Raw genomic sequence first — 22,191 nt, forward strand, 5'->3', positions numbered from 1 at the left:
TTTGGTTTTTTATTTTTTACGCATGGCTTCCAGCAATGCCGCGCCGAAAGCACCTTGGGAGCTTTCATTGCTCTTGGCGCTTGTTTGCGGCTTGTTTTTAAATTGCGGTGCTGGCTTTTGGGCTGTGCGCGGTGCAGGGGCGGCCTCAGTACCACCATCTTTGCGCATGGTCAGGCCGATGCGCTTGCGTGGCACATCCACTTCCGTCACACGCACTTTCACCACGTCACCGGCTTTCACCACTTCATGCGGATCTTTGACGAAACGGTCGGCCAGTTGCGACACATGCACGAGGCCATCCTGATGCACACCAATATCCACAAAAGCACCAAAGGCTGCCACATTGGTGACTGTGCCTTCCAGCTGCATGCCGGGTTTGAGGTCTTTAATGTCATCAATACCATCGGCAAAAGTGGCGGTTTTAAAGCCCGGACGCGGGTCGCGCCCTGGCTTTTCCAGTTCTGCGATAATGTCTTTAACGGTTGGCAGACCAAAGCGCTCATCGACAAAGAGTTTTGGATCAAGCGCCTTCAGCATGGAGCTGTCGCCCATCAGCGCGCGCACATCGCGGCCACAGGCTTGAACGATTTTCTTGGCAACGCCATAGGCTTCAGGGTGCACAGATGAAGCATCGAGCGGTTCTTTACCATCGGGAATACGTAAGAAACCTGCCGCTTGCTCAAAGGTGCGGTTGCCAAGGCGGGGAACTTTCAACAGCTCTTTACGGGTTTTGAACGGGCCTGTTTCATTGCGATGCGCGATGATCGCTTCAGCCAAGGATTGACCAAGGCCGGAAACGCGAGCCAGCAGCGAAGCCGATGCGGTGTTGAGATCAACGCCAACCGCATTCACTGCATCTTCAACCACCGCATCAAGCGAGCGGGCGAGACGTGACTGGTCAACATCATGCTGATACTGGCCGACACCAATGGATTTTGGTTCGATTTTCACAAGTTCCGCCAACGGGTCTTGCAGGCGGCGGGCAATGGAAACAGCACCACGGATGGAAACATCCAGATCAGGAAATTCTGCTGCGGCAGTTTCGGAAGCTGAATAGACCGATGCGCCAGCCTCAGAGACAATGACTTTCAGTGGCTTTTGAGCCGATGAATCATTGGGCATGTCGTTTAACATATCGACTACCAGACGTTCAGTCTCGCGGCTGCCGGTGCCGTTACCAATGGCGATCAGTTCAACTTTATGTTTGCGCACCAATGCAGCAAGCTCTGCCTGTGTGCCACGCAGATCATTTTTTGGCGGAAACGGATAAACGGTTGAGTGATCAAGCAGTTTGCCGGTGCCGTCAACAATCGCGACTTTAACGCCGGTGCGGATGCCTGGATCAAGACCCATGGTAGCGCGCGATCCGGCAGGGGCGGCGAGCAACAGGTCTTTCAGGTTACGGGCAAACACCTGAATGGCCTCTTCTTCCGCACGTTCACGCAATTCGCGCATCAAATCAAGCGACAGTGAAAGGGAAAGTTTAACGCGCCATGTCCAGTTGACCACTTCCATCAGCCATTGATCGGCAGGCAATGTGTTGCCAATCTGGTAGCTGGCGGCAATCATACGAATGACAGGCTTGAGCGGGGATGTATCATCTTCATCGACTTCAATGTCGAGGGAGAGAAAATCTTCGTTGCGGCCACGCAGCATAGCAAGCGCGCGGTGTCCGGCAACATTGCTCCAGCGTTCCGAATGGTCGAAATAGTCGGAGAATTTAGCGCCCGCTTCCTGTTTGCCATCCACCACTTTGGAGCGCAGATATGCGTTGTTACGCATATGCTGACGCAAGCGGCCAAGCAGGTCGGCGTTTTCGGTAAAACCTTCGGCGATAATGTCGCGTGCCCCTTCAAGGGCGGCTTTAACATCAGCGACATCACCTTGCACATAGGTTTCAGCCAAGCTTGCAGGCACAACCCGCCGATCAGCCATAATGGCCTCGGCCAGTGGTGCAAGACCGCGCTCGCGGGCAATTTCAGCGCGTGTCCGGCGCTTAGGCTTATAGGGCAGATAAATATCTTCAAGTTCGGCTTTGGTGGCAACGCCGGCAATTTTCAATTGCAGATCTGGTGTCAGCTTGCCTTGCGAATTGATCGATTCAAGGATGGTGTTGCGGCGTGCTTCCAGCTCGCGCAAATAAGTCAGGCGTTCGGAGAGAATACGCAATTGCGTATCGTCCAGCCCACCGGTCACTTCCTTACGGTAACGTGCCACGAAAGGAACAGTGGAACCCTCATCGAGCAAACCAATTGCTGCTGCGGCTTGTTCCGGCCGCGCATTGATTTCAGCTGCAATCAGGGGAGCGATACGCTTGATGTCGTCTGCCATATGTAATTCAACCTTGTTTATTCATTGCAGAATGATAGTTGGCTGCGCGCCTTATGCAATCAAACTGCATCATCTATGTGGCACATCCACAGGAAATGAGCGTGCTTGAATGGCTTTATTTACAGACGCGCACGGGTGCTGCGTGGCGTGGCCAGAAGCAGATTGGTTTCACTCGCCGTGATACCGGGGAGCAGACGAATACGCCGTAAAATTGCATCAAAATCAGAAAGGGTGGCAGCACCCAGTTCCACGATCAGATCCCAGCGGCCATTGGTGGTGTGGATGGCCGAAATTTCGGCAAAGCCGCCAAGTGAGCGCACAATGCGGTCAGTCACATGGCCTTCAATTTCAATCATCATAATACCACGTACCGGCAAATCGACGGCATCGGCACGTAAAATCACCGTATAGCCGAGAATGTCGCCTGATTTTTCCAACCGCTCCATGCGGGCACGCACTGTTGCACGGGAAAGATCGGTTTCCAGTGCCAGATCGGAGATGCTGCGGCGTCCGTTATGGCGCAGCAAAGTGATGAGTTTTTCGTCAATCGAATCCATGGCTTACCAAAATGATAAATTAATTTGCCATTATGATAAGTTAAAATAGCATATTTGCCAATTCGTGCTGTTCGTTTTGCCAGAGCTTCATGTTCAACTGAAACCATAAAATGAGGGTTTGCGGATGGAATGCAAAATTATCGGCGTGCCGGTGCAAGAAGGTACTGGTCGTATGGGCTGCAATATGGGACCAAACGGTTTTCGTGCCGCCGGACTTGTTCAGGCGATCACCGAACTGGGGCACATTGTAGAAGATTTGGGTGATCTGGTGCCTGCTCCAAAAGGGCAGCTTAGCCATCCTAATGCGGCGATTAAAAATCTCAACGAGACTATCGCCTGGATTAAAGCAACCAGTGATAAAGCTTATCAACTGGCAGGCGAAGGCTTTCCGATCTTTTTAGGTGGCGACCATTTGGTGGCGGCTGGTTCTGTTGCCGGTGTGCAACGCTATGCGAGCGAAAAAGGCAAAAAACTTTTTGTGCTCTGGCTGGATGCGCATACGGATTTTCATAATCTCAATACCACCGACAGCGGTAATCTGCATGGTACACCGGTTGCTTATTACACCGGTCAGGCGGGGTTTGAAGGTTATTATCCTGAGCTGATAGCGCCGGTTGATCCGAATAATATTTGCATGATGGGCATTCGCAGCGTTGATCCGGCCGAGCGCCAGATGATCAGCCAAACCGGTATTACTGTGCATGATATGCGTGTCATTGATGAGCATGGCGTCGGCGTTTTGCTGCGTGATTTTCTGGCGCGAGTGAAACGCGAAGATGGCATGCTGCATGTCAGCCTTGATGTGGATTTTCTTGATCCGCTGATTGCACCAGCCGTTGGCACCACCGTGCCGGGTGGCGCGACTTTCCGCGAAGCGCATCTGATTATGGAAATGCTGCATGACAGCGGCTTGGTCACCAGTCTCGATCTGGTGGAGCTTAATCCGTTTCTGGATGAGCGTGGGCGCACTGCGCATGTGATGGTGGATTTAACCGCCAGTCTGTTTGGGCGTCGTGTGATGGATCGTCCGACAGTGAGTTATACGGGGGAGTGAGGTAGCATGTCCGTACAGTTGAATAATGTGCCATTTGTCAGTGTTGATCACATGATGAAACTGGTGCTCAATATTGGCGTTGATGTTTTTTTGAAAGAACTGGCTGCCTATGTAGAGGAAGATTTTCGCCGCTGGGAGCTGTTTGATAAAACACCGCGCGTGGCCGCGCATTCTGATGAAGGCGTTATCGAATTGATGCCGACGAGTGACGGCACGCTTTACGGCTTTAAATATGTCAACGGCCACCCGAAAAATACGCGTGAAGGTTTGCAGACAGTCACCGCCTTTGGTGTGCTGGCCGATGTTGCCAGCGGCTACCCGATTTTGCTGACAGAAATGACCATGCTGACGGCGCTACGCACAGCTGCGACCTCCGCGGTGGTGGCTAAATATCTGGCACCGGAAAACTCCCGCACCATGGCGATGATCGGCAATGGTGCGCAATGTGAATTTCAGGCGCTTGCTTTCAAAGCTTTGCTCGGTGTCGATCATTTGCGCCTTTATGATATTGATCGCTCGGCCAGTGAAAAGGTTGCGCGCAATTTGCAAAACGCAGGCTTTGATATTCAAATTTGCTCTTCTGTTGAGGCGGCAGTTGAGGGCGCACAGATCATCACAACAGTAACCGCTGACAAACAAAATGCCACGATTCTTACCGACAATATGGTGGGCGCTGGTGTGCATATTAATGGTGTTGGCGGTGACTGTCCGGGCAAGACCGAATTGCATGCCGACATTTTGCAGCGCTCGGATATTTTTGTCGAATATACACCACAAACCCGCATTGAAGGTGAAATTCAGCAATTGCCGCAAGATCATCCTGTTACTGAAATGTGGGAAGTGATAACGGGTAAAAAACAGGGACGCACAAGCAAGCAGCAGATTACTCTGTTTGACTCGGTTGGCTTTGCGACGGAAGATTTTTCAGCACTTCGCTATGTGCGCGATAAACTGGAAGGGACGGAGTATTTTGTGCAGCTGGATATGCTGGCCGATCCGGATGAACCGCGCGATCTTTATGGCATGTTGATGCGTGCCAAGCAGAACTGATGAATTGATTCAAAAAATCCCTTTGCAGCATTGATGGCAAAGGGATTTTTTATTTTAGGTAGCCTGTTCAGGCCAATACTCTACACCCGACGGCTATGGCGCGGGCTTTTATATTCACCGGCTTGTGTCGAAATTGCCATTTCAAAACTGTCAGCAATGCGTTTGGCACGATAGATAAAGACGTTTGCCGCTTCTTCCGGCCAGATTTCCAGCGCTGTTTTTTCAAACAATTGCAGCCAGCGGTCAAAGTGCTTTTCCTGTAAACCAAGCCGCAGATGCGGCGGAAGCGGGCGCCCGTCATAGCGCCCTGTCTTCATAATGATTGATGACCAGAAATCAGTAATCGTTTGAAGGTGATGCTCCCAGTCTTCTACATTGCTGTTGAAGATCTCACCTATCTCATCATCCTGACGCGCGCGGGTATAAAACTCCCGTACCAAGCGGGAAATACTAGCCTCATCAATGGCATGATGAACTTCGTTGATAAGTTGATTCATATCCGCGCTAACCTTTGGCTCTTAATATGATCTGTCGGCGTTCAAACGCGCCCGATCATGTGGGGCATCAAAATCAATTTTTGGGCCCAGTGGCACCACCCCGGTCGGGTTGATGGTTTTATGACTGGTGTAATAGTGACCCTTTATATGCTCCATATTGACCGTCTCGGCAATTCCCGCCATTTGATAAAGCTCGCGGGTGTAATTTGAAAGAGCCGGATAATCTTCAATACGGCGCAAATTACATTTGAAGTGCCCGACATAGGCCGGATCAAAACGGATCAGTGTGGTGAACAAACGCCAATCCGCTTCAGTTAAGGCCGAACCTGTTAAATAACGGTTATTTTGCAAACGGACTTCCAGCGCATCAAGGGCTGCAAAAACATCCTTATAGGCCTCTTCATAGGCTTCCTGCGAGGTGGCAAAACCGGCGCGATAAACACCATTATTGATGCTCGGATAGATAAAATCGTTGAGCGCATCAATGTCGCTTCGCAAAGCTTCGGGATAAAAATCCACATCACTCTTGCCGAATTCATCAAAGGCAACATTGAGCATACGGATGATTTCTGCCGATTCATTGGAGACAATGGTTTGCAGTTTTTTGTCCCATAAAACCGGAACCGTTACACGACCTGAATATTGCGGATCGGCGCGGGTATAAATCTGGTGCAAAAATTCTGAACCATAAAGCGTGTCGCCGGTGGCGCCATGTTCGCCTTTAAATGTCCAGCCGTCTTTGCCCATATAATAGTCAACAACCGAGACAGAGATAATATCGCTCAAACCTTTGAGCGCACGGAAAATCAATGTGCGGTGTGCCCAGGGACAAGCATAAGAAACATAAAGATGATAACGTCCGGCTTCTGCTTTGAAGCCGTCACGACCGGTGATGCCGGCAGAGCCGTCTTTGGTCACCCAATTGCGGAATTGCGATTTGGAGCGTTCAAACCGGCCTTGGGTTTTATCGGTGTCATACCAGACATCATGCCATTTACCGTCTACAAGTAATCCCATGGGTCAATATCCTTAATCTGCAACAGGGCGTTTCAATGCCTGTTTTCATCCTGTCTTTTTATATAAATAGCGATCAAACTGTATATTTACAGCTATGATATGAGTGAACACAGTGTAACACCACTTTACGTGAAGATTTATTGGTGCTAGGTGGGAGTTGTTCGCGGGCAATCAGTGCCCCTTTGGAGATGTGTTTTGACAGGTATGCTTTTCATCCGACGATGAGACTGGTGAGCGCTTTTTAAGCGTCGAACTTGCATGCCTGAAGGCCAACGGCCCCCTTTATCTCTTAAGAATGCGAATATTGCCATGAAGCAAACAGAACTGACCTACGTGCAGGAAAATGCTGCGCATAACCAGCAGATTGAAGACATCAATGCTGAGGCTTTCGGGCCGGGTCGTTTTACCCGAGCTGCGCATTTCATTCGTGAAGGCGGCCCGCATGATGAAGCCTTGTCTTTCGTGGCGCTGGATGGCGACACAGTGATTGCTTCGGTACGTTTGACCCGCATTACAATCGGCAGCACGCCTGCGGTGATGCTTGGGCCTTTGGCCGTCAGACCAGAGTTTAAAAATCGCGGCATTGGTCGCCATTTGATGCAAATGTCGATGGATGCGTCCAAAGCGGTTGGTGACAAGCTGATTGTGCTGGTAGGGGACGAGCCTTATTACGGGCCTTTTGGCTTTAAGATGATCAAGCCCGGCTCTGTTACCATGCCGGCACCGGTTGATCCGCGCCGTCTGTTGGCTTGTGAATTGCGCGAGGGCGCGATGGAGGATGTTTCCGGCGTCATGCGTTATGCCGGTCATCACCACACGGCTGCACTCTTGAAAAAAGCCTCTTAAATATAGCTTTAAAATTCAGAATTGATGATCAGGCATCCCGTAAAAAGGATGCCTGATTTTTTATCTTATCGGCCTTCACGATACCAAAGGCTTGCAAAAATCATCAGCAATGCCGCCAGACTTAAAAAGCCTGAGAACAGTGGCAGACGATTGATGCTTTTCAATTGTGTATCAGCGGTTTCACGCAGTGTGATCGTGTTGTTACTCGTGAAGGTCTGACCTGCTTTGGCAATTGTGATTTCCGGAACAGTGACAGCGCTTTGCGCCTGGTTGTGCAGACGAAGGACACTGCCGCCGGACAATTGCGCTAAAGGCGAAAGTTTGTCTGTGGTGGAAATAATGTCGGTAAATTCCGGCGCATCCACCGGCCCTACATGGGCCAGCGTTTCATAATCACCGTTTTTGATTTGATAAAGGCCGACTTCTTTGGTGTTCATCACCGTTTCAAACAGACCGGGCTGGGTTTCTTTTAAGTCCAGCTCAACCTCTTTGCCTGATGGTGTGGTGACCACGGCTTTGTCGGTTTTATCATTCATGGTCTGGCGCGTGATTTTTAACGAGCGCGCATCACCTTTGGCAGTGAGGGCTTCTTCGGCCAGATCCGGTTCCTGCATCAGCCAATGTGCTATGCGGCGATAGAGCGGCGCATAAGGGCCGCCGCCTTCAAAGCCACGCGCCCACAGCCAGCCCTGATCGGAAAGCAATGTGCCGACACGCCCTTCACCCACACGGCTAAGCACCAGAAGCGGTTTATTATCGGCACCACTCATCACCACTTCGCCTTGCGGCGTGGAAATATCAATAGTGCGGAACCAACGGCTCCATTGTGGCGGTTCCTGATCGCTGCCTTCAAGGCCACGGGTGACGGGGTGGCGTTTTCCGGCATCTGTGAGACGCGGGTAATAGGCTTTTTCAGTCACCTCACCGGTCGGCAAGGCTGGCAAAACACTATAAAGCGGTGTGCGGGCAATGGACGAATAATCGGCATATTCAGGCCCTGCTGCAACCAGCAAAGCACCGCCATTTTCGACATATTGCGCGATGAAATCATAATAGAGCAGCGGCAGCACATCGAGATGCTGATAGCGGTCAAAGATGATCAGATCGAAATCATTGACCTTATCGACAAAAAGCTCGCGCGTCGGAAAAGCAATGAGTGACAATTCTTCAATCGGTGTGCCGTCCTGTTTTTCGGGCGGGCGCAAAATGGTAAAATGCACCAGATCGACAGCGGTGTCGGATTTGAGTAAGTTGCGCCATGTCCGTTCGCCATTATGCGGTTCACCGGAAACGAGCAGTACCCGCAGGTTTTCACGGATGGCATCCACCACCGCAACCGCCTGATTATTGACAGGGGTGACTTCGCCGTCCAGCACATCGGTGCTGAGCTCGATGATATTGGTGCCTTTATGCGGCAGTTCCAGTGTCAGTGAGGTTTCTTCGCCGACATGAGCCTGTTGCTCGCTGACTTCTTCGCCATTGATGCGGATTTTAACATTAGCAATATTGTTCTGGGCAGATGCTTCGCCCTGATCAATCACCGTGAAAGACATTTGCAGCGGTTTGCCGCTGATGCCGAAACGGGGGGCTTTGTTGAAAGCAATACGGCGGTCAAATTCATCCGGCTGGCCGCTAATCAGCGCATTGACCGGCGCGTTGAAGCCAAGTGCTTCCAGATCGGCCGGAATATCATGCACCTGTCCATCGCTGAGCAAAATGGCACCGCCAATACGTGATGGCGGCACATCGCGCAAACTATTGCTCAGGCTTGAGAATAATTTGGTTTCATTGCCGTCATTTTGCTCGTCCGGTGCGCCTGCCTGCACCACACGCACATCAAATTGCGGCAGTGCCTCTAAGCGTTTGGTAAGGGCTTTCAGTGCTTCGTCGGTGTCTTGTTTGCGGCTGCCCAATTCCTGACTTTGGCTGCGGTCAATAATGACAGCAACGGTGCTTTTTAAAGGCTCGCGTGTTTCATCGACCACTACCGGATTGGTAAGTGCCAGACCTAATGCAACAAGGGCTGTCAGCCGCAGAAAACTACCTCTTTTGCGGACATAAAATCCGATAAGCACCATCACAGTCAGTGGCGCTAAAATGAGTGCCAGACTGGTATAATCAAACAGCGGTTCAAAATTTATCGTGGTCATAAGTTCACCGCTTAATTGCCCAACCGTTCGAGGAGTGCCGGAACATGCACCTGATCGGATTTATAATTTCCGGTCAGCATATACATCACAATATTGATGCCGCCGCGAAGGGCATAAATGCGCTGCATCGGGTCATTGGGAATGGTTGGAAAAAGCGGTTCTCCCTGTTCGTTAACCGCCCATGCTCCGGCAAAATCATTGGCAGTGATAAGAATGGAACTGACACCATCACCTGCATTGACCGGACGGTTACTGTCTTCATTGCCGGATTTGCCAGCCTCAACCCATAAAGGACTGCCGGAAAAGCGTCCCGGAAATTCCGGCATAATGTAGAAAGTTTTGCTGATAACGTGGTTTTCTGGCACAGGCTCCAGTGCCGGTACATTCATCTGATTGAGAATGGCACGCAGGCGCAAATTATTGGCTGAAGCTGCATTGTCGAATTGTGAAGAGGCGGTCAGCTGATCGCGTGTATCAAATAAAACCGTGCCGCCTTGCTGCATATAAGCACTCACGCGTGCAATGGCTTCTTCGCTCGGCATTGGCGCATCAGCTTCCACCGGCCAATAAATCAGCGGGTAAAAAGCCATAATGTCTTTTTCCGGATCAAGCCCGATGGCGTCATCAGGCTCCATCGTGGTGCGGTCTGCAAGGGCGAAAGTCAGCCCGCGCAAACCTGCTTTGCTGATATCGTCTGTTTCAGCTTTGCCGGTAACAATATAGGCAAGGCGGGTTTGTGACACAGAAGCTATGATTGCAGCATCTTCGGGTTTGCTGTCATCGTGGGGTTTTGGTTCTTGCTGTGCTTCTTGCTCCTGAGCGAGTGCTTCTGAAACAGGGGTAAAATGTGCCACATTCATCAGCACCCCAATCAGGATCAGTGCTTTTAACAAGTGGCGGCGACGTTTATTGAAAACACCGCTGAGATATAACAAGAGCGCACTGTCGAGCGCCAATAAAAGCGCTGCGGCTGCCAGCATAAAGCCGCGCAAAGGCAGGCTTGTGCGTTTGAGATAATCTTTCACTGTAACCGGCACAGTAAGTTCCGGCTTTTCAAGGGCTTCGAGCTTCATGTCTTTGTCAAAGAGGTTGAGCGCAAAAAGATTATCTTGTGTGCCGTAAAAACCGGCAGGTGTCTGGTAAGTGGCTTTTGGTGTTTCACCGGCTGTGATCTGCAATGGCAATGCCTGCTTGGCAGCTGGCATGAGTGTGCCATCAGCAGCAAGGCTTAAGAAAGGCGGCCATGAGACTGTATAACTGGCGCCACTTGGTGCGCCGGTTTGCCGTGAAAGCGCCAATGTGCGGCGCAGCATGTCCACAAATGTGCCGGAGATTGAGAGGTTAGACCAGCTGGTATCCGGCGCAATATGGAAAAAGATCAAATTGCCATTGCCGCGTTGTTCGCCTGTTACAAGCGGTGTGCCGTCGGAAAGGCTGGCATAGGTTTTGTCAAAGAGTTCAGGGGAAGGCTCGGCAATCACTTGTCGTTTGACGGTCACATCGGCTAAAGGCTTCAATCCGGCAAACGGGCTGTTTTTAGGAAAATCTTGTAAATGCTGCGGTTCTGTCCATGACAAAGCACCGCCGAGCGAGCGCTCGCCGCGGCGCAAAAGCACCGGCAGCAGCGTATCATCTGTTTCAGCATTCGCCAGTTTTGAACCGGCAAAGCGCAGCAATGTGCCGCCGTTTTCCACCCATTTGCTGATTTGTTCTTCTGCAGAGGCAGGCAATTTGCCAATATCTGCCATGATGATGACGGCAGGCTTTTGTGCGATTAGTTCCGGCACTGCTTCCAAAAGATCAGCAGCATTGGGGGTAAGCAGATCGGCATAAGGCTCAAGCGCTTTATTGATATAATAAAGCGGCGACAAAAGCGGTTGCGACATATCGGTTGAGCCGCCCGATAACAACGCTACACGGCGGCGCTGATTGGCAGCATCCAGCAGATAGGTGGCACCGGCATGGGGTGCATCTTCAACATGCAGCATGGTGACGTCATTGCGCATTTCAACAGGTGCATAAAAATCAGCCGTGGCCGTTGTTTCATTGGGCGCAAACTGTAAATCAGCACGGCCAAGCGAGCGGTTCTTCTGATCATAGGCAATGATTGCCAATTGCTCAGCCTGGCTGTTACCGCTGGCGCGATTGGCTGTTATTCTTAACGCATCAGTGGTGTTTTCGGCATGGTTTAAAATAACCAATGAAGCAATATCGGATGGATACCAATCTACACTGCCAGCGATCTTGTTAAGGCTTGCCAGAGCTTGGGTATCACCTGCGGTTTTAATGCCATCGGTGAGATAAGCAATATGCGGGCGGTCAGCCTTTTCAAGGGCAGCTTCTACACGCGCGAAAGCAAAGTCACGTTCTACACTGACAGCGCGGGGTTTGATGAGCGCAAGTGCTTTGCGCGCTGCTTCCCCGTCAAAGGGGCCAAAAGCCTGTTCGGCATTTTCCGCCGTGGCAAACAGATAAATTGGCTGTTCTGCTTCTGCGGCCTCTGCGATCAGACTTTCTGCCGTATCAAGACGCAATGGCCAGTCGCCGGCCGAGCCCCAGCCATTATCAATGATGAGCGCCAGTGGTTTTTCGGCAATGGCTGATTGTGCCGGTGGGTTCCACACCGGATTGGCCAAGCCTAAAATAACAAGACCGGCAATGATCAGGCGTAATAAGGTCAGCCACCACGGGCTTTTGCTCGGAGTATTTTCAGGGCTTGAAAGACGCGTCAAAATGGCAAGCGGCGCAAAAACCTCGCGCACCGGCCGTGGCGGAGTGATACGCAACAACCACCAGATGACAGGCAGAGCAGCCAAACCGATCAACAGATAAGGCGCGGTAAAACTTAACGGAAAACCACTCATCATCGCCCTCCGCTCATGGAATTATTAGAGGTAAATGACAGGGCATTATGAATATGCGTCAGTGCCTGACTTGCAGGTTTATCTGTGCGGCTGACGGTATAGCTCCAGCCACGGCGTTTGCAAAAATCACTCAGTTCAGCGCGACGCGCCTGATAAAGGCGCTGATAATCTTGCTGATAGGTTTCTGCGCGCCCTATAACCAATGTTTCACCAGTTTCCGGGTCGGTAAATTCTGTGCGCCCTGCATAAGGGAAAAGCTCTTCAGCAGGATCGGCCACTTCCACCAGATGTGCACGCACACCTTGTTTGCTCAGAGATTGCAGCATCTGGTCAAGCTCTGAGATAGGTTGCAGAAAATCACTGCAAAGAATGATTTCATTGAAGCGTTTGAGCCCGTCAAATTGCGGCAGGGCAGGTTGCTTCGGCCTGTTCATCAGGGCTGTTCCGAGCTTTTCCGCACCGCGACGGCTGCTGAAAGGATTAAGCAATTGCGGCCATGCAATACGCTCGCCGGAGCGCGATAAAATATCGGCCATAGCAAGGGTAAGCACGAGCGCGCGGCTTTCTTTTGATGTCTTGGCGAGCTTGGAAGCGTAAAGCATGGAGGGCGAAAAATCGCTCCACAGCCAGACGGTGTGGGCAGCTTCCCATTCTTTTTCGCGGATATAAGTGTGATCGTCACGCGCAGAGCGGCGCCAGTCAATATGGTTGATGGTGTCGCCTTGGCTATAGGGGCGGAACTGCCAGAAGTTTTCGCCCGCACCGCGCTTGCGCCGTCCGTGCCAACCATTCATCACCGTGTGGGCAATTTGCTGTGCCTGCACGAGGAGTTCGGGAATTTGCGCGGCAAAAACCTTGGCATTTCTAAGCGCCAGCCCGCGATCCTGAACCTCTGATCGTGTTCCGATTGCTGCCATTAAACTGCGGCCTTTACCAAATCCGCAATGACATCGCGCACATGAAGACCATCGGCACGCGCAGCAAAATTAAGCGCCATACGATGTTGCAGTACCGGTTCGGCCAAGGCTTTGACATCATCAATCGACGGGGCAAAACGGCCATGATAAAGCGCACGCGCACGGGCACACAGCATCAGTGCCTGACTGGCGCGCGGGCCCGGTCCCCATGCAATGTTTGTGCGGGCATGGTCATTGTCGGCATCAGGGCGGGCAGAGCGCACCAGTGCCAAAATGGCATCCACCACACTGTCGGTCACCGGCATGCGGCGAATAAGCGCCTGCATTTCCTGCAAGCGCTGCGCGGTGATGACGGCTTCGGCTTTGGCATTTCGGGTGCCGGTTGTTTCCAGCAAAATGCGGCGTTCGGCATCAAGCTCAGGATAGAGAATGTCAATCTGCATCAGAAAACGGTCAAGCTGGGCTTCCGGCAATGGATAGGTGCCTTCTTGCTCCAGCGGGTTTTGGGTGGCCAGCACATGGAAAGGGGCTGGCAGATCATGACGCTGACCGGCAACGGTGACGTGATACTCCTGCATCGCCTGCAAAAGGGCAGACTGAGTGCGGGGGCTGGCGCGGTTGATTTCATCGGCCATCAAAAGCTGGGTAAAAACAGGGCCTTTGATATAGCGAAATGAGCGCTTGCCGTTCTCGTCCTGATCCATCACTTCTGAACCGATAATATCGGACGGCATCAGATCCGGCGTAAACTGGATGCGCTGGCCATCAAGCCCCAAAACGGTGCCTAAGGTTTCAACCAGCTTGGTTTTAGCAAGACCCGGCACACCGACAAGCAAAGCATGTCCACCGGCCAGAACGGCGAGCAGCGTGCGCTCGATAACATCTTCCTGCCCGAAAATTGTGGTGGCAATCTGCTCACGGATTTGCGCAATATCGTGCAGCGCCTTTTCCGCCTCAGCGATCATGTCCTGTGGATCCTGATTGAGAGTTGGGGCGGAAACATGCATGAATGACCTCGTTTGCGGTACTTTGCTAATGGTTTAAATAAGTACACATAAACAGATAACTGAATAAGCGCACTCATCAGCGTGAGCATGAAACTTATGCTATGCTGAAGCGTTGTGAGCAAGCCGTGAAACGGTGACCATTTCATGACATGCCCGAAGATTAGAACAGGATTAACCGAGTCGGATGGTAAAAAGCAGCCCCCCGCAGACAGTGTCCCCGAAAAGGCCGGATTTTAGCGGTAAAAATATCGCTGAAATGGCGGAAATCTTGCAAAATACCGCTTTTGGCGGTGAAAAAACAAAAGCATTGCCGCCGGTGGAGCAATGGTCGCCTGATTTTTGCGGCGATATTGATATGGAGATTCGTGCCGACGGCAGCTGGTTTCATGAAGGTTCACAGATTAACCGCAAGGAAATGATCAGGCTCTTTGCCGGTATTTTGCGCAAAGATGAGGATGGTAAAACCTATCTGGTAACGCCCGTTGAAAGGGTTGGCATCACTGTAGAGGATGCGCATTTTCTTGCCGTTGAAATGTGTGTTTTGCCTGATCAGACCTTATGTTTTCGCACGCAACTGGATGATTATGTTGAGGCAGATATAAATCATCCGCTGCGTTTTGAAATTGATGCTGCAACCGGCGGTGTGAAACCCTATATCAATGTGCGCGGACGGTTGGAAGCGCGCCTGACCCGCGCATTGACCTATGATTTGATGGCTTTGGGCGAAGAGGCGCAAGTGGATGGCGAAGCCATGTTTGTTATCCGCTCTGGTCGCGTTACTTTTCCCGTGATGACAATGCGTGACCTAGAACGCCTGTCAGCAGAATTATAAGCGGCAGGATGACAAGCGGATTGAATGTTTGAGTATGAATGATTTGAGCGAAAAACAAGAATTTAAATTGCCTGATTATAGCGCTGCCGGTTTTGCTGAGCGGGCGCGTGGCTTTTTGCCTGAAAATGAAGTGCCGTCCGGTGATCATGTGCTCAATCCCGATATTGCGTCTGTTATAAGTGGCGTCAAATTGCGTGATGCTGCCGTGCTGGTGCCGGTGGTGGAGCGTGGCAATAGCACCAATGTTATTCTCACACTGCGCAATGCGGCTTTACGTAAACATTCCGGTCAGATCGCTTTTCCGGGCGGCGCGGTGGATAGCGAGGATGCCAGCATTACCGCTGCGGCTCTGCGCGAAGCGGATGAGGAAATCGGCCTGAAACCGCATTTTGCTGAAACACTGACCCAAATGCCGCGTTATTTATCCGGCAGCGGTTTTTCCATCACGCCGGTTTTGGCGATCATTGATCCTGATGCGCCCTTGCAGGCCAATCCTGATGAGGTGGCGGATATATTTGAAGTGCCGCTGGCTTTTCTGATGAACCCTGCCAACCATAACAAGGAAAGCCGTATAATGAACGGGCGCGAAAGATTTTATTACACAATGCCCTATCAGAAACGATTTATCTGGGGCATTACTGCCGGTATTATTCGTGGCATTTATGAAAGGCTTTACCGTTGAGCGAACCTGCACCAATAGCCCAAACATCTCTAAGCGGGGCTGAGTGGCTCAAAAATGCCGATCTGCAGAACCTGTTTCAATTGCTCAATCACAGCGGCGAAGAAGCGCGCGTTGTCGGCGGTGCAGTGCGCAATAGCCTGCTTGGAACTTCGGTTGGCGATATTGATGTGGCAACCAGCTGGAATCCACAAGAGGTGGTGAGTCAGGCTCGGGATGCCGGCTATAAGGCAATCCCGACCGGCATTGAGCATGGCACTGTGACGGTGGTTATTAACGGCTCTGCTTTTGAAGTCACAAGTCTGCGCGCTGATATTGAAACCGATGGCCGTCATGCCACAGTGGTGTTTGGTAAAGACTGGAAAGTGGATGCATTGCGCCGTGACTTTACCATCAATGCGCTTTACGCCACCGCTGACGGCAAGGTGATTGATCATGTCGGAGGGCTTGCTGATATTGAAAAACGGGTGCTTCGTTTTATCGGTGATCCGCAAGAGCGCATCCGTGAAGACTATTTGCGTATCATGCGTTTTTTCCGTTTCTTTGCCTGGTACGGGGCAGGGCGTCCCGATACGGATGGCTTGAAGGCCGCAGCCCGTTTGAAAGACGGCATTCATCAATTATCTGCCGAGCGTATTTGGGCGGAGTTGAAAAAGCTGTTGGCCGCACAAGATCCGTCACGCGCTTTATTATGGATGCGACAGGCTGGTGTGTTGTCGCTCATTTTGCCGGAAAGTGAAAAATGGGGCATCGATGCCGTGCATGGTTTAGTGCAGGCAGAAAAAGACTTAGGCTGGCAGGCGGATGCTTTGCTGCGTTTGGAAAGTCTGGTGCCGCCTGATGCTGCCCGCATGAGCGAATTGGGCAAACGGATGAAAATGTCCAATGCAGAACGTGCACGATTGGAAGCATGGGCACGGCTTGAGCCGATTAAGCCTGAAACGACCGATATGCAGTTGCGCAAATTACTTTATCACACCAGCCGGCAGGCGGTGTGTGACCATATTCAACTGGCTTATGCACAAGCTCGTTTTGAAGCGGTCAATAGTGATGAAGCGATGATTAAAGCGGGTAGTTATGCGCGCTTGCTGGAAATCGCGCAAAGTTTTGAACTGCCGGTTTTTCCGGTAACGGGCAGTGATTTGCTGGAACGCGGCTTTGAAAAAGGCCCGCAATTGGGTGCCGCTCTTAAAAAGCTGGAAAAGCTTTGGGTCGCGTCTGGTTTTCAGGAAGATCGTGAAAAACTACTGAGCCAGTTATAAGCAATAAAAAAAGCCGGACTTCATAGAGGTGTCCGGCTTTTTTCATATCAGATGCTTTAAGGCCATTTTACCGCTGGTGGCATCGACGACAGGATTGAGTCGACATTGCCGCCGGTTTTCAGGCCGAATGTGGTGCCGCGATCATAAAGCAGGTTGAACTCGACATAGCGCCCACGGCGCACAAGCTGTTCATCGCGCTCTTCAACCGACCAGTCTTTGTTAAAGTTCTGGCGCACGATATGCGGATACACAACCGAGAAACCGCGCCCCACATCACGGGTAAAGTTGAAGTCGGCTTGCCAGCCGCCCAATTCTTCCGGTGAGCCCAGTTTGTCGTAGAAAATGCCGCCAATGCCGCGATGTTCATTGCGGTGTGGCAGGAAGAAATAGTCATCACACCATTTTTTATAATGGTCGTAATCAACGGTCGCATTGTGCTTGTCGCAGATGAACTTAAACGCTTTATGGAAAGCCTGTGTGTCGGGGTCTTCCTGTGTGCGGCGATTATTCAGCATTGGTGTCAGATCCGCGCCGCCGCCAAACCATGTTTTGGTGGTGACGATCATGCGGGTGTTCATGTGCACGGTTGGCACATGCGGGTTTTGCGGATGTGCGATCAGCGAAATGCCGCTTGCCCAATAGCGCGGGTCTTCTTCAGCGCCCGGAATTTGTGCGCGAAATTCCGGTGAAAACTCACCATAGACTTCCGATACATGCACGCCGACTTTTTCAAACACACGGCCGTGCATAATCGACATGATACCGCCGCCGCCGCGACCTTCATCCTTTTGCCATGGGGTGCGCACAAAGCGTCCCGGTTCACGGTCGGACAATGGGCCTGTCAGTTCATCTTCCAGCTGTTCATAGCTTGCACAAATCCGGTCACGCAGTTCACTGAACCATTCATGTGCCAGACGCTTTTTTTCTTCGAGATCCAAGGGAAGGTTTGCAGGATCATGGGAGCTTTGCATGTATTTTCCTTCAAGGAACGCGTGATATTGAATAAGAATTCAATTTAATCTTTAGAGCGGTTCCCGTTAAAACGAAATCGCAGAACCGCTCGTGCTTTTTGTTATTACGCATTATCCAACGCAAAACCGGTATCCGATTGCGCTGGGAATGCTTTATCTTCATCATTTTCTAAGCAAATTATGGTTCTAAGGCCAACGAAATTGTTCAAGTTAAGGACCGGCTGCCCCATGCTCCCCAAGAAAAGACTCGTTATTTTTGCCGAGCAGTCTTATTCTACCCTAAATTGCTCTCCATTATCAGGGTCAAGTTTGGGGGGAAGTGCTCATATGAAAAACATTCCAGCCCGTCCGCCACTGCATGGTTTAAGGCGGCAATTGCGCGAGAATCGCGGTCAGCCCAAGCGTATGCCGAAAGACGGTTTTGTGCGCCAGACCTTCGCTTTGCCACGTGCGGAAGCGCGTGAAAAAGCACAGGAATGGTTCAAGGCTTTTCCAAAATCCGCTTATTGGACAGAAATTGAAAGCTGGTGCGAGATGCCGGATGATGTCATCCAGTTTACCATCCGCCGCTTGCCGACTGCGGATTGATATCCGCTTTATCAGAATTATAAAAAATGCCGGTGTAAAAATTTACACCGGCATTTTTATTGAGAGCGCTTATTGAGCCGCTTTAACCTGCGGAGCATCTGCCCACTTGTCCCAGTCCTTGATGATGGACTCGGCATAGGTTTTGCCAACGCGGTAAGCATTGGTAGTGGCAAGTGCAAAGCCGCCGGAATTGTCTTTGAGCGATTCAAGCGGGGTCTGGTCTTGTCCCTGACGGTCAAAGTTTGAAGCCGTGCGCAGCAAAGCAATGCGGTCAAAATCAAGAAGTTTGGCATCTGCGCCGCGCTTCAGGGCGGTCAGGGTTGCGTTATCTTCCATCTGCGATGTGCAGTAATTGGCCTTGCCGTCGGTGAAAAGGCTTACCCATTTCGCCATGGCTTCGGCAAGCTTGGTGCCGTGCCAGTAAGTGTCGCTGGAAAGCGTATCGCACTGGCCGACATGCGGTGTGCCAAGTGCTGCTTTCTGGGTGTAATGTTTGCGATATTCTTTTGCACCGTCACCGTCGATCAGTTCGACATTTTTGGTGGTTTCAAAAGCATAATCAGCCAAAGCTGGGTTCAGCGCATAAACTTCGGAACCTGCCGACCATTTAGCTTTTTCTTCCGGTGAGTTGGCACCCAGTGGAAAGCTGTCAGTTGACCAGCCTTCAGGCGCTTCACGCAGATCAATGCGGTGATTGAGGCCGGAATTAACCGAGTATTTTGCCCAGAGTGCTGAACCGAGAGTACCCTGTTCCGGATCAACACCGGCAATACCGGCGATCAGAAAGTAAGTTTTGGTCAGGTCAAACTGGTTGCTCAATGTCACAGCTGAAATGGTGCTGGCAGCATTGGCAAGACCCATTGATGTGGTGACGTGGCAAAGACCTGCATCTGTGCAATCCACATTCGGATATTCTGCGCTCAAGCCCGGCAGAGCGATATGTTTGGTGAATTTTTCACCATCAAGCCAAGGTTTTGCTTCCTGACCAAACATGGTGATGATCATCACTTTTGGTGCAATCTTTTCTTCTGCTTGTGCAAAGCTTACGCCCGCCAGCAAAGCACCAAGTGCAATGGAGGTGTTGAGGGTGGTTTTCATAACTGTCTCTTTATTTTGGGGAGGAGGAAAAGTTAACTTATAATTTCAATTGTCGCATGGCTTCGCCGGTGGTCATGGCCACTGATAAAGCCAAATTGAGCGAGCGTGCATCACCATACATCGGGATAGTCAGCCGTGCATCGGCACTTTCATGCACATCGTCCGGCACACCGGAAGATTCACGGCCAAAAAGCAAAATGTCATTATCCTGAAACTGAAAATCCGTATAGGCCGTGCTGGCTTTGGTCGAAAGCAGGATGGTGCGCTTGTTTTCAGCTTTGCGCCAATCTTCAAAGTGCGCCCAGTCGAGATGGCGCTTGAGTGCAACTTTAGCCAGATAATCCATGCCGGAGCGTTTCAGCGAGCGATCAGACAGGTCAAAACCTGCGGGCTCAATCACGTCCACGATAAGGCCGAAACAGGCCGCCATTCTCAAAATGGTGCCCGTATTGCCAGGAATATCGGGTTGGTAAAGTGCAATGCGTAAATTCATATCAAGCCGGTATCGCAAATTTGAACATGAGGCAATTCACATTCTGATACTGTCCGCAGGGATATTTTCAAAGCCGATAAGGATTCGTGCTTTGTTCTTTATTTAGCTTGGAATAAATTTCTATTTATTGTAGGAAACACCATGTTCAAATGGTTCGAAAACAGACTCAATCCTTATCCCGACACTCCGCCGCAGCAACCGCCGCGCGGACTGATCGCTTTTTGCCTTTTTTATTCAAGAGGCGCATGGCCGTGGCTGATGCTGATGGCCTTTTTCACCGCATTGCTGGCGATTATCGAAGTGTCGCTTTTTGCTTTTCTGGGTCACATCGTTGACTGGCTTTCCGAGCAGTCACGCGAGACATTTTTAAGCAATGAAGGCTGGCGTTTAGGTCTGATCGGCGGCGTTGTTGTAGTTTTATTGCCAGCGGTTGTGCTGGTGCACTCGCTGTTGTTCCATCAGGCTTTGATCGGAAATTTCCCGATGCGTATCCGCTGGATGATGCATCGTTATCTGATCCGTCAGTCAATGACCTTCTTTCAAGATGAATTTGCCGGTCGTATTTCCACCAAGCTGATGCAGACAGCTTTGGCGGTGCGTGAATCGGTGATGAAGCTGTTGGATGTGCTCAACTATGTCATCATCTACTTTACCGGCACATTGATTATCGCAGCCTCTGCCGATTGGCGCATGATGATGCCGTTTGCCGTCTGGCTGGCGGTCTATATTCTGCTGCTTTATTATTTCATTCCGCGCTTGCGGGCGATTTCGCAAAGTCAGGCAGATGCGCGCTCATTAATGACCGGCCGTATTGTTGACAGCTACACCAATATTGCAACCGTTAAACTCTTCTCGCATTCCAGCCGTGAAGAAAGCTATGTGCGGGAAAGTCTTGATGCGTTTCAGGTAACCGTCAACAAGCAGATGCGTCTGATTACTGTGTTGCAGTTCCTGCTTTATCTGAGCAATTGCCTGTTGTTGCTGGCCGTTGGTGCAATCGGCATCTGGCTGTGGCTGGGCTCATTGGTCAGTGTTGGCGCGGTTGCTGTTGGTATTGGTCTGGTGCTGCGTCTGAACGGTATGGCACAGTGGATCATGTGGGAAATGACCGCATTGTTTGAAAATATCGGCACGGTTCAAGACGGTATTTCAACCCTTGCGCGTCCCCATGATGTAGTGGATGTACCGAATGCACCGCAGCTGGAGGTTAAATCCGGTGCGCTGGAATTCGATCAAATTGGTTTCCATTACGGCAAAGGCTCAGGCATTATTGAAGGTCTGTCGCTTAAAATCCGTCCCGGTGAAAAGGTCGGTTTGGTCGGACGTTCCGGTGCCGGTAAGTCCACTTTGGTCAATTTGCTGTTGCGCTTTTATGATTTGGAAAGCGGCCATATTCTGATTGATGGTCAGGATATTGCACTGGTCAATCAGGATAGTCTGCGCGGTAATATCGGTATGGTGACGCAGGATACCTCGCTGTTACACCGCTCGGTGCGCGACAATATTCTCTATGGCCGGCCTGATGCGGGTGAAGCCGCTTTGCGTGATGTTTTGGTCAAAGCACAGGCTGATCAGTTCATCCCGAATTTAAGTGATGCTGAAGGCCGCAAAGGGCTGGATGCACATGTGGGTGAGCGTGGTGTGAAGCTTTCTGGTGGTCAGCGTCAGCGTATCGCAATTGCGCGGGTGATGCTGAAAGATGCACCGATCCTGATTTTGGACGAAGCAACATCAGCGCTTGATTCTGAAGTGGAAGCAGCCATTCAGGATAGTCTTTACACGCTGATGGAAGGCAAAACCGTGATTGCCATCGCCCACCGCTTGTCGACGATTGCCGAGCTTGATCGTCTGATCGTGATGGATCAGGGACGGATTGTTGAAGATGGCACCCATGAAGAGCTGATTGCCAAGGGCGGAATTTATGCCAGCCTCTGGGCAAGACAATCGGGCGGCTTCTTAGGGTTCGATGCATAAAACA

Annotated in this window: 19 protein-coding genes; 8 read left to right on the forward strand and 11 right to left on the reverse strand. The window is 51.1% G+C overall.

Features of this window, described 5'->3' with window-relative positions; translation table 11 throughout:
- Nucleotides 1-9: 9 nt before the first annotated feature.
- Together ABDZ76_RS06730 and ABDZ76_RS06735 are read right to left on the reverse strand one after the other, a co-directional pair.
- Entirely contained in the window at nt 10-2,331 is a 2,322-nt protein-coding gene (locus ABDZ76_RS06730; RefSeq protein ID WP_343803430.1) for a Tex family protein, read from the reverse strand.
- 119 nt (nt 2,332-2,450) lie between these two features.
- On the reverse strand, nt 2,451-2,888 hold the full coding sequence (locus tag ABDZ76_RS06735; protein ID WP_343803433.1) for an Lrp/AsnC family transcriptional regulator: 438 nt from the start codon (nt 2,886-2,888) through the stop codon (nt 2,451-2,453).
- A 124-nt stretch (nt 2,889-3,012) separates the two neighbouring features.
- On the opposite strand from ABDZ76_RS06735, the gene rocF reads away from it, so the two are divergent.
- Both rocF and ABDZ76_RS06745 read left to right on the forward strand, forming a co-directional pair.
- Nucleotides 3,013-3,942 (forward strand): arginase, encoded by a 930-nt coding sequence (gene rocF / locus ABDZ76_RS06740; RefSeq protein WP_343803436.1) that lies wholly within the window; start codon nt 3,013-3,015, stop codon nt 3,940-3,942.
- A 6-nt stretch (nt 3,943-3,948) separates the two neighbouring features.
- Nucleotides 3,949-4,992 (forward strand): ornithine cyclodeaminase, encoded by a 1,044-nt coding sequence (locus ABDZ76_RS06745; RefSeq protein WP_343803439.1) that lies wholly within the window; start codon nt 3,949-3,951, stop codon nt 4,990-4,992.
- An 80-nt stretch (nt 4,993-5,072) separates the two neighbouring features.
- Here ABDZ76_RS06745 and ABDZ76_RS06750 read toward each other — a convergent pair whose 3' ends face one another.
- Both ABDZ76_RS06750 and ABDZ76_RS06755 read right to left on the reverse strand, forming a co-directional pair.
- Nucleotides 5,073-5,489: a group III truncated hemoglobin gene (locus ABDZ76_RS06750; protein ID WP_343803442.1), complete on the reverse strand. Its 417-nt coding sequence runs from the start codon at nt 5,487-5,489 to the stop codon at nt 5,073-5,075.
- Nucleotides 5,490-5,510: 21 nt separating this feature from the next.
- Nucleotides 5,511-6,506, reverse strand: a complete 996-nt coding sequence (locus ABDZ76_RS06755) for a glutathione S-transferase family protein (RefSeq protein WP_343803445.1) — start codon at nt 6,504-6,506, stop codon at nt 5,511-5,513.
- Nucleotides 6,507-6,815: 309 nt separating this feature from the next.
- Here ABDZ76_RS06755 and ABDZ76_RS06760 point away from each other — a divergent pair, with 309 nt between their 5' ends.
- Nucleotides 6,816-7,352 carry a GNAT family N-acetyltransferase gene (locus tag ABDZ76_RS06760; protein WP_343803448.1) on the forward strand — a complete coding sequence of 179 codons (537 nt, stop codon included), beginning with the start codon at nt 6,816-6,818 and terminating at the stop codon, nt 7,350-7,352.
- 65 nt (nt 7,353-7,417) lie between these two features.
- Here ABDZ76_RS06760 and ABDZ76_RS06765 read toward each other — a convergent pair whose 3' ends face one another.
- Genes ABDZ76_RS06765 through ABDZ76_RS06780 form a run of 4 tightly spaced genes read right to left on the reverse strand, consistent with a single transcriptional unit; the run spans nt 7,418 to nt 14,290 of the window.
- Nucleotides 7,418-9,502, reverse strand: a complete 2,085-nt coding sequence (locus tag ABDZ76_RS06765) for a hypothetical protein (RefSeq protein ID WP_343803451.1) — start codon at nt 9,500-9,502, stop codon at nt 7,418-7,420.
- Nucleotides 9,503-9,513: 11 nt separating this feature from the next.
- Nucleotides 9,514-12,366 (reverse strand): DUF4159 domain-containing protein, encoded by a 2,853-nt coding sequence (locus ABDZ76_RS06770; protein WP_343804699.1) that lies wholly within the window; start codon nt 12,364-12,366, stop codon nt 9,514-9,516.
- Entirely contained in the window at nt 12,366-13,283 is a 918-nt protein-coding gene (locus ABDZ76_RS06775; RefSeq protein ID WP_343803454.1) for a DUF58 domain-containing protein, read from the reverse strand. Before ABDZ76_RS06775 ends, ABDZ76_RS06770 begins: the two co-directional genes overlap by 1 nt.
- A complete protein-coding gene (locus tag ABDZ76_RS06780) occupies nt 13,283-14,290 on the reverse strand; it encodes an AAA family ATPase (protein WP_343803457.1) in 1,008 nt (335 codons plus the stop codon). Before ABDZ76_RS06780 ends, ABDZ76_RS06775 begins: the two co-directional genes overlap by 1 nt.
- Before the next feature lie 184 nt (nt 14,291-14,474).
- Between ABDZ76_RS06780 and ABDZ76_RS06785 the strand changes: the two genes are divergently transcribed.
- Genes ABDZ76_RS06785 through ABDZ76_RS06795 form a run of 3 tightly spaced genes read left to right on the forward strand, consistent with a single transcriptional unit; the run spans nt 14,475 to nt 17,063 of the window.
- On the forward strand, nt 14,475-15,122 hold the full coding sequence (locus tag ABDZ76_RS06785; RefSeq protein WP_374844574.1) for a DUF1285 domain-containing protein: 648 nt from the start codon (nt 14,475-14,477) through the stop codon (nt 15,120-15,122).
- Nucleotides 15,123-15,156: 34 nt separating this feature from the next.
- Complete coding sequence (locus ABDZ76_RS06790) at nt 15,157-15,804, forward strand: CoA pyrophosphatase (protein ID WP_343804703.1); 648 nt, start codon at nt 15,157-15,159, stop codon at nt 15,802-15,804.
- Nucleotides 15,805-15,818: 14 nt separating this feature from the next.
- Nucleotides 15,819-17,063, forward strand: coding sequence for a CCA tRNA nucleotidyltransferase (locus ABDZ76_RS06795; protein ID WP_343804705.1), 1,245 nt, complete (start codon nt 15,819-15,821; stop codon nt 17,061-17,063).
- A gap of 56 nt (nt 17,064-17,119) precedes the next feature.
- On the opposite strand, the gene hemF is transcribed toward ABDZ76_RS06795, so the two are convergent.
- Nucleotides 17,120-18,034, reverse strand: a complete 915-nt coding sequence (hemF, locus tag ABDZ76_RS06800) for an oxygen-dependent coproporphyrinogen oxidase (RefSeq protein WP_343803460.1) — start codon at nt 18,032-18,034, stop codon at nt 17,120-17,122.
- 327 nt (nt 18,035-18,361) lie between these two features.
- Between hemF and ABDZ76_RS06805 the strand changes: the two genes are divergently transcribed.
- Nucleotides 18,362-18,622 (forward strand): hypothetical protein, encoded by a 261-nt coding sequence (locus tag ABDZ76_RS06805; protein WP_343803463.1) that lies wholly within the window; start codon nt 18,362-18,364, stop codon nt 18,620-18,622.
- A gap of 69 nt (nt 18,623-18,691) precedes the next feature.
- Here the strand turns inward: ABDZ76_RS06805 and ABDZ76_RS06810 are convergent, their stop codons facing one another.
- Nucleotides 18,692-19,720 (reverse strand): purine-nucleoside phosphorylase, encoded by a 1,029-nt coding sequence (locus tag ABDZ76_RS06810; protein ID WP_343803466.1) that lies wholly within the window; start codon nt 19,718-19,720, stop codon nt 18,692-18,694.
- Between the two features lie 37 nt (nt 19,721-19,757).
- Complete coding sequence (locus ABDZ76_RS06815; RefSeq protein ID WP_343803469.1) at nt 19,758-20,213, reverse strand: tRNA (cytidine(34)-2'-O)-methyltransferase; 456 nt, start codon at nt 20,211-20,213, stop codon at nt 19,758-19,760.
- A gap of 141 nt (nt 20,214-20,354) precedes the next feature.
- On the opposite strand from ABDZ76_RS06815, the gene ABDZ76_RS06820 reads away from it, so the two are divergent.
- Nucleotides 20,355-22,187: an ABC transporter ATP-binding protein gene (locus ABDZ76_RS06820; protein WP_343803472.1), complete on the forward strand. Its 1,833-nt coding sequence runs from the start codon at nt 20,355-20,357 to the stop codon at nt 22,185-22,187.
- The last annotated feature ends 4 nt before the right edge of the window (nt 22,188-22,191 follow it).

It is taken from the genome of Paenochrobactrum glaciei (assembly GCF_039522165.1).
GTDB lineage: Bacteria > Pseudomonadota > Alphaproteobacteria > Rhizobiales > Rhizobiaceae > Paenochrobactrum > Paenochrobactrum glaciei.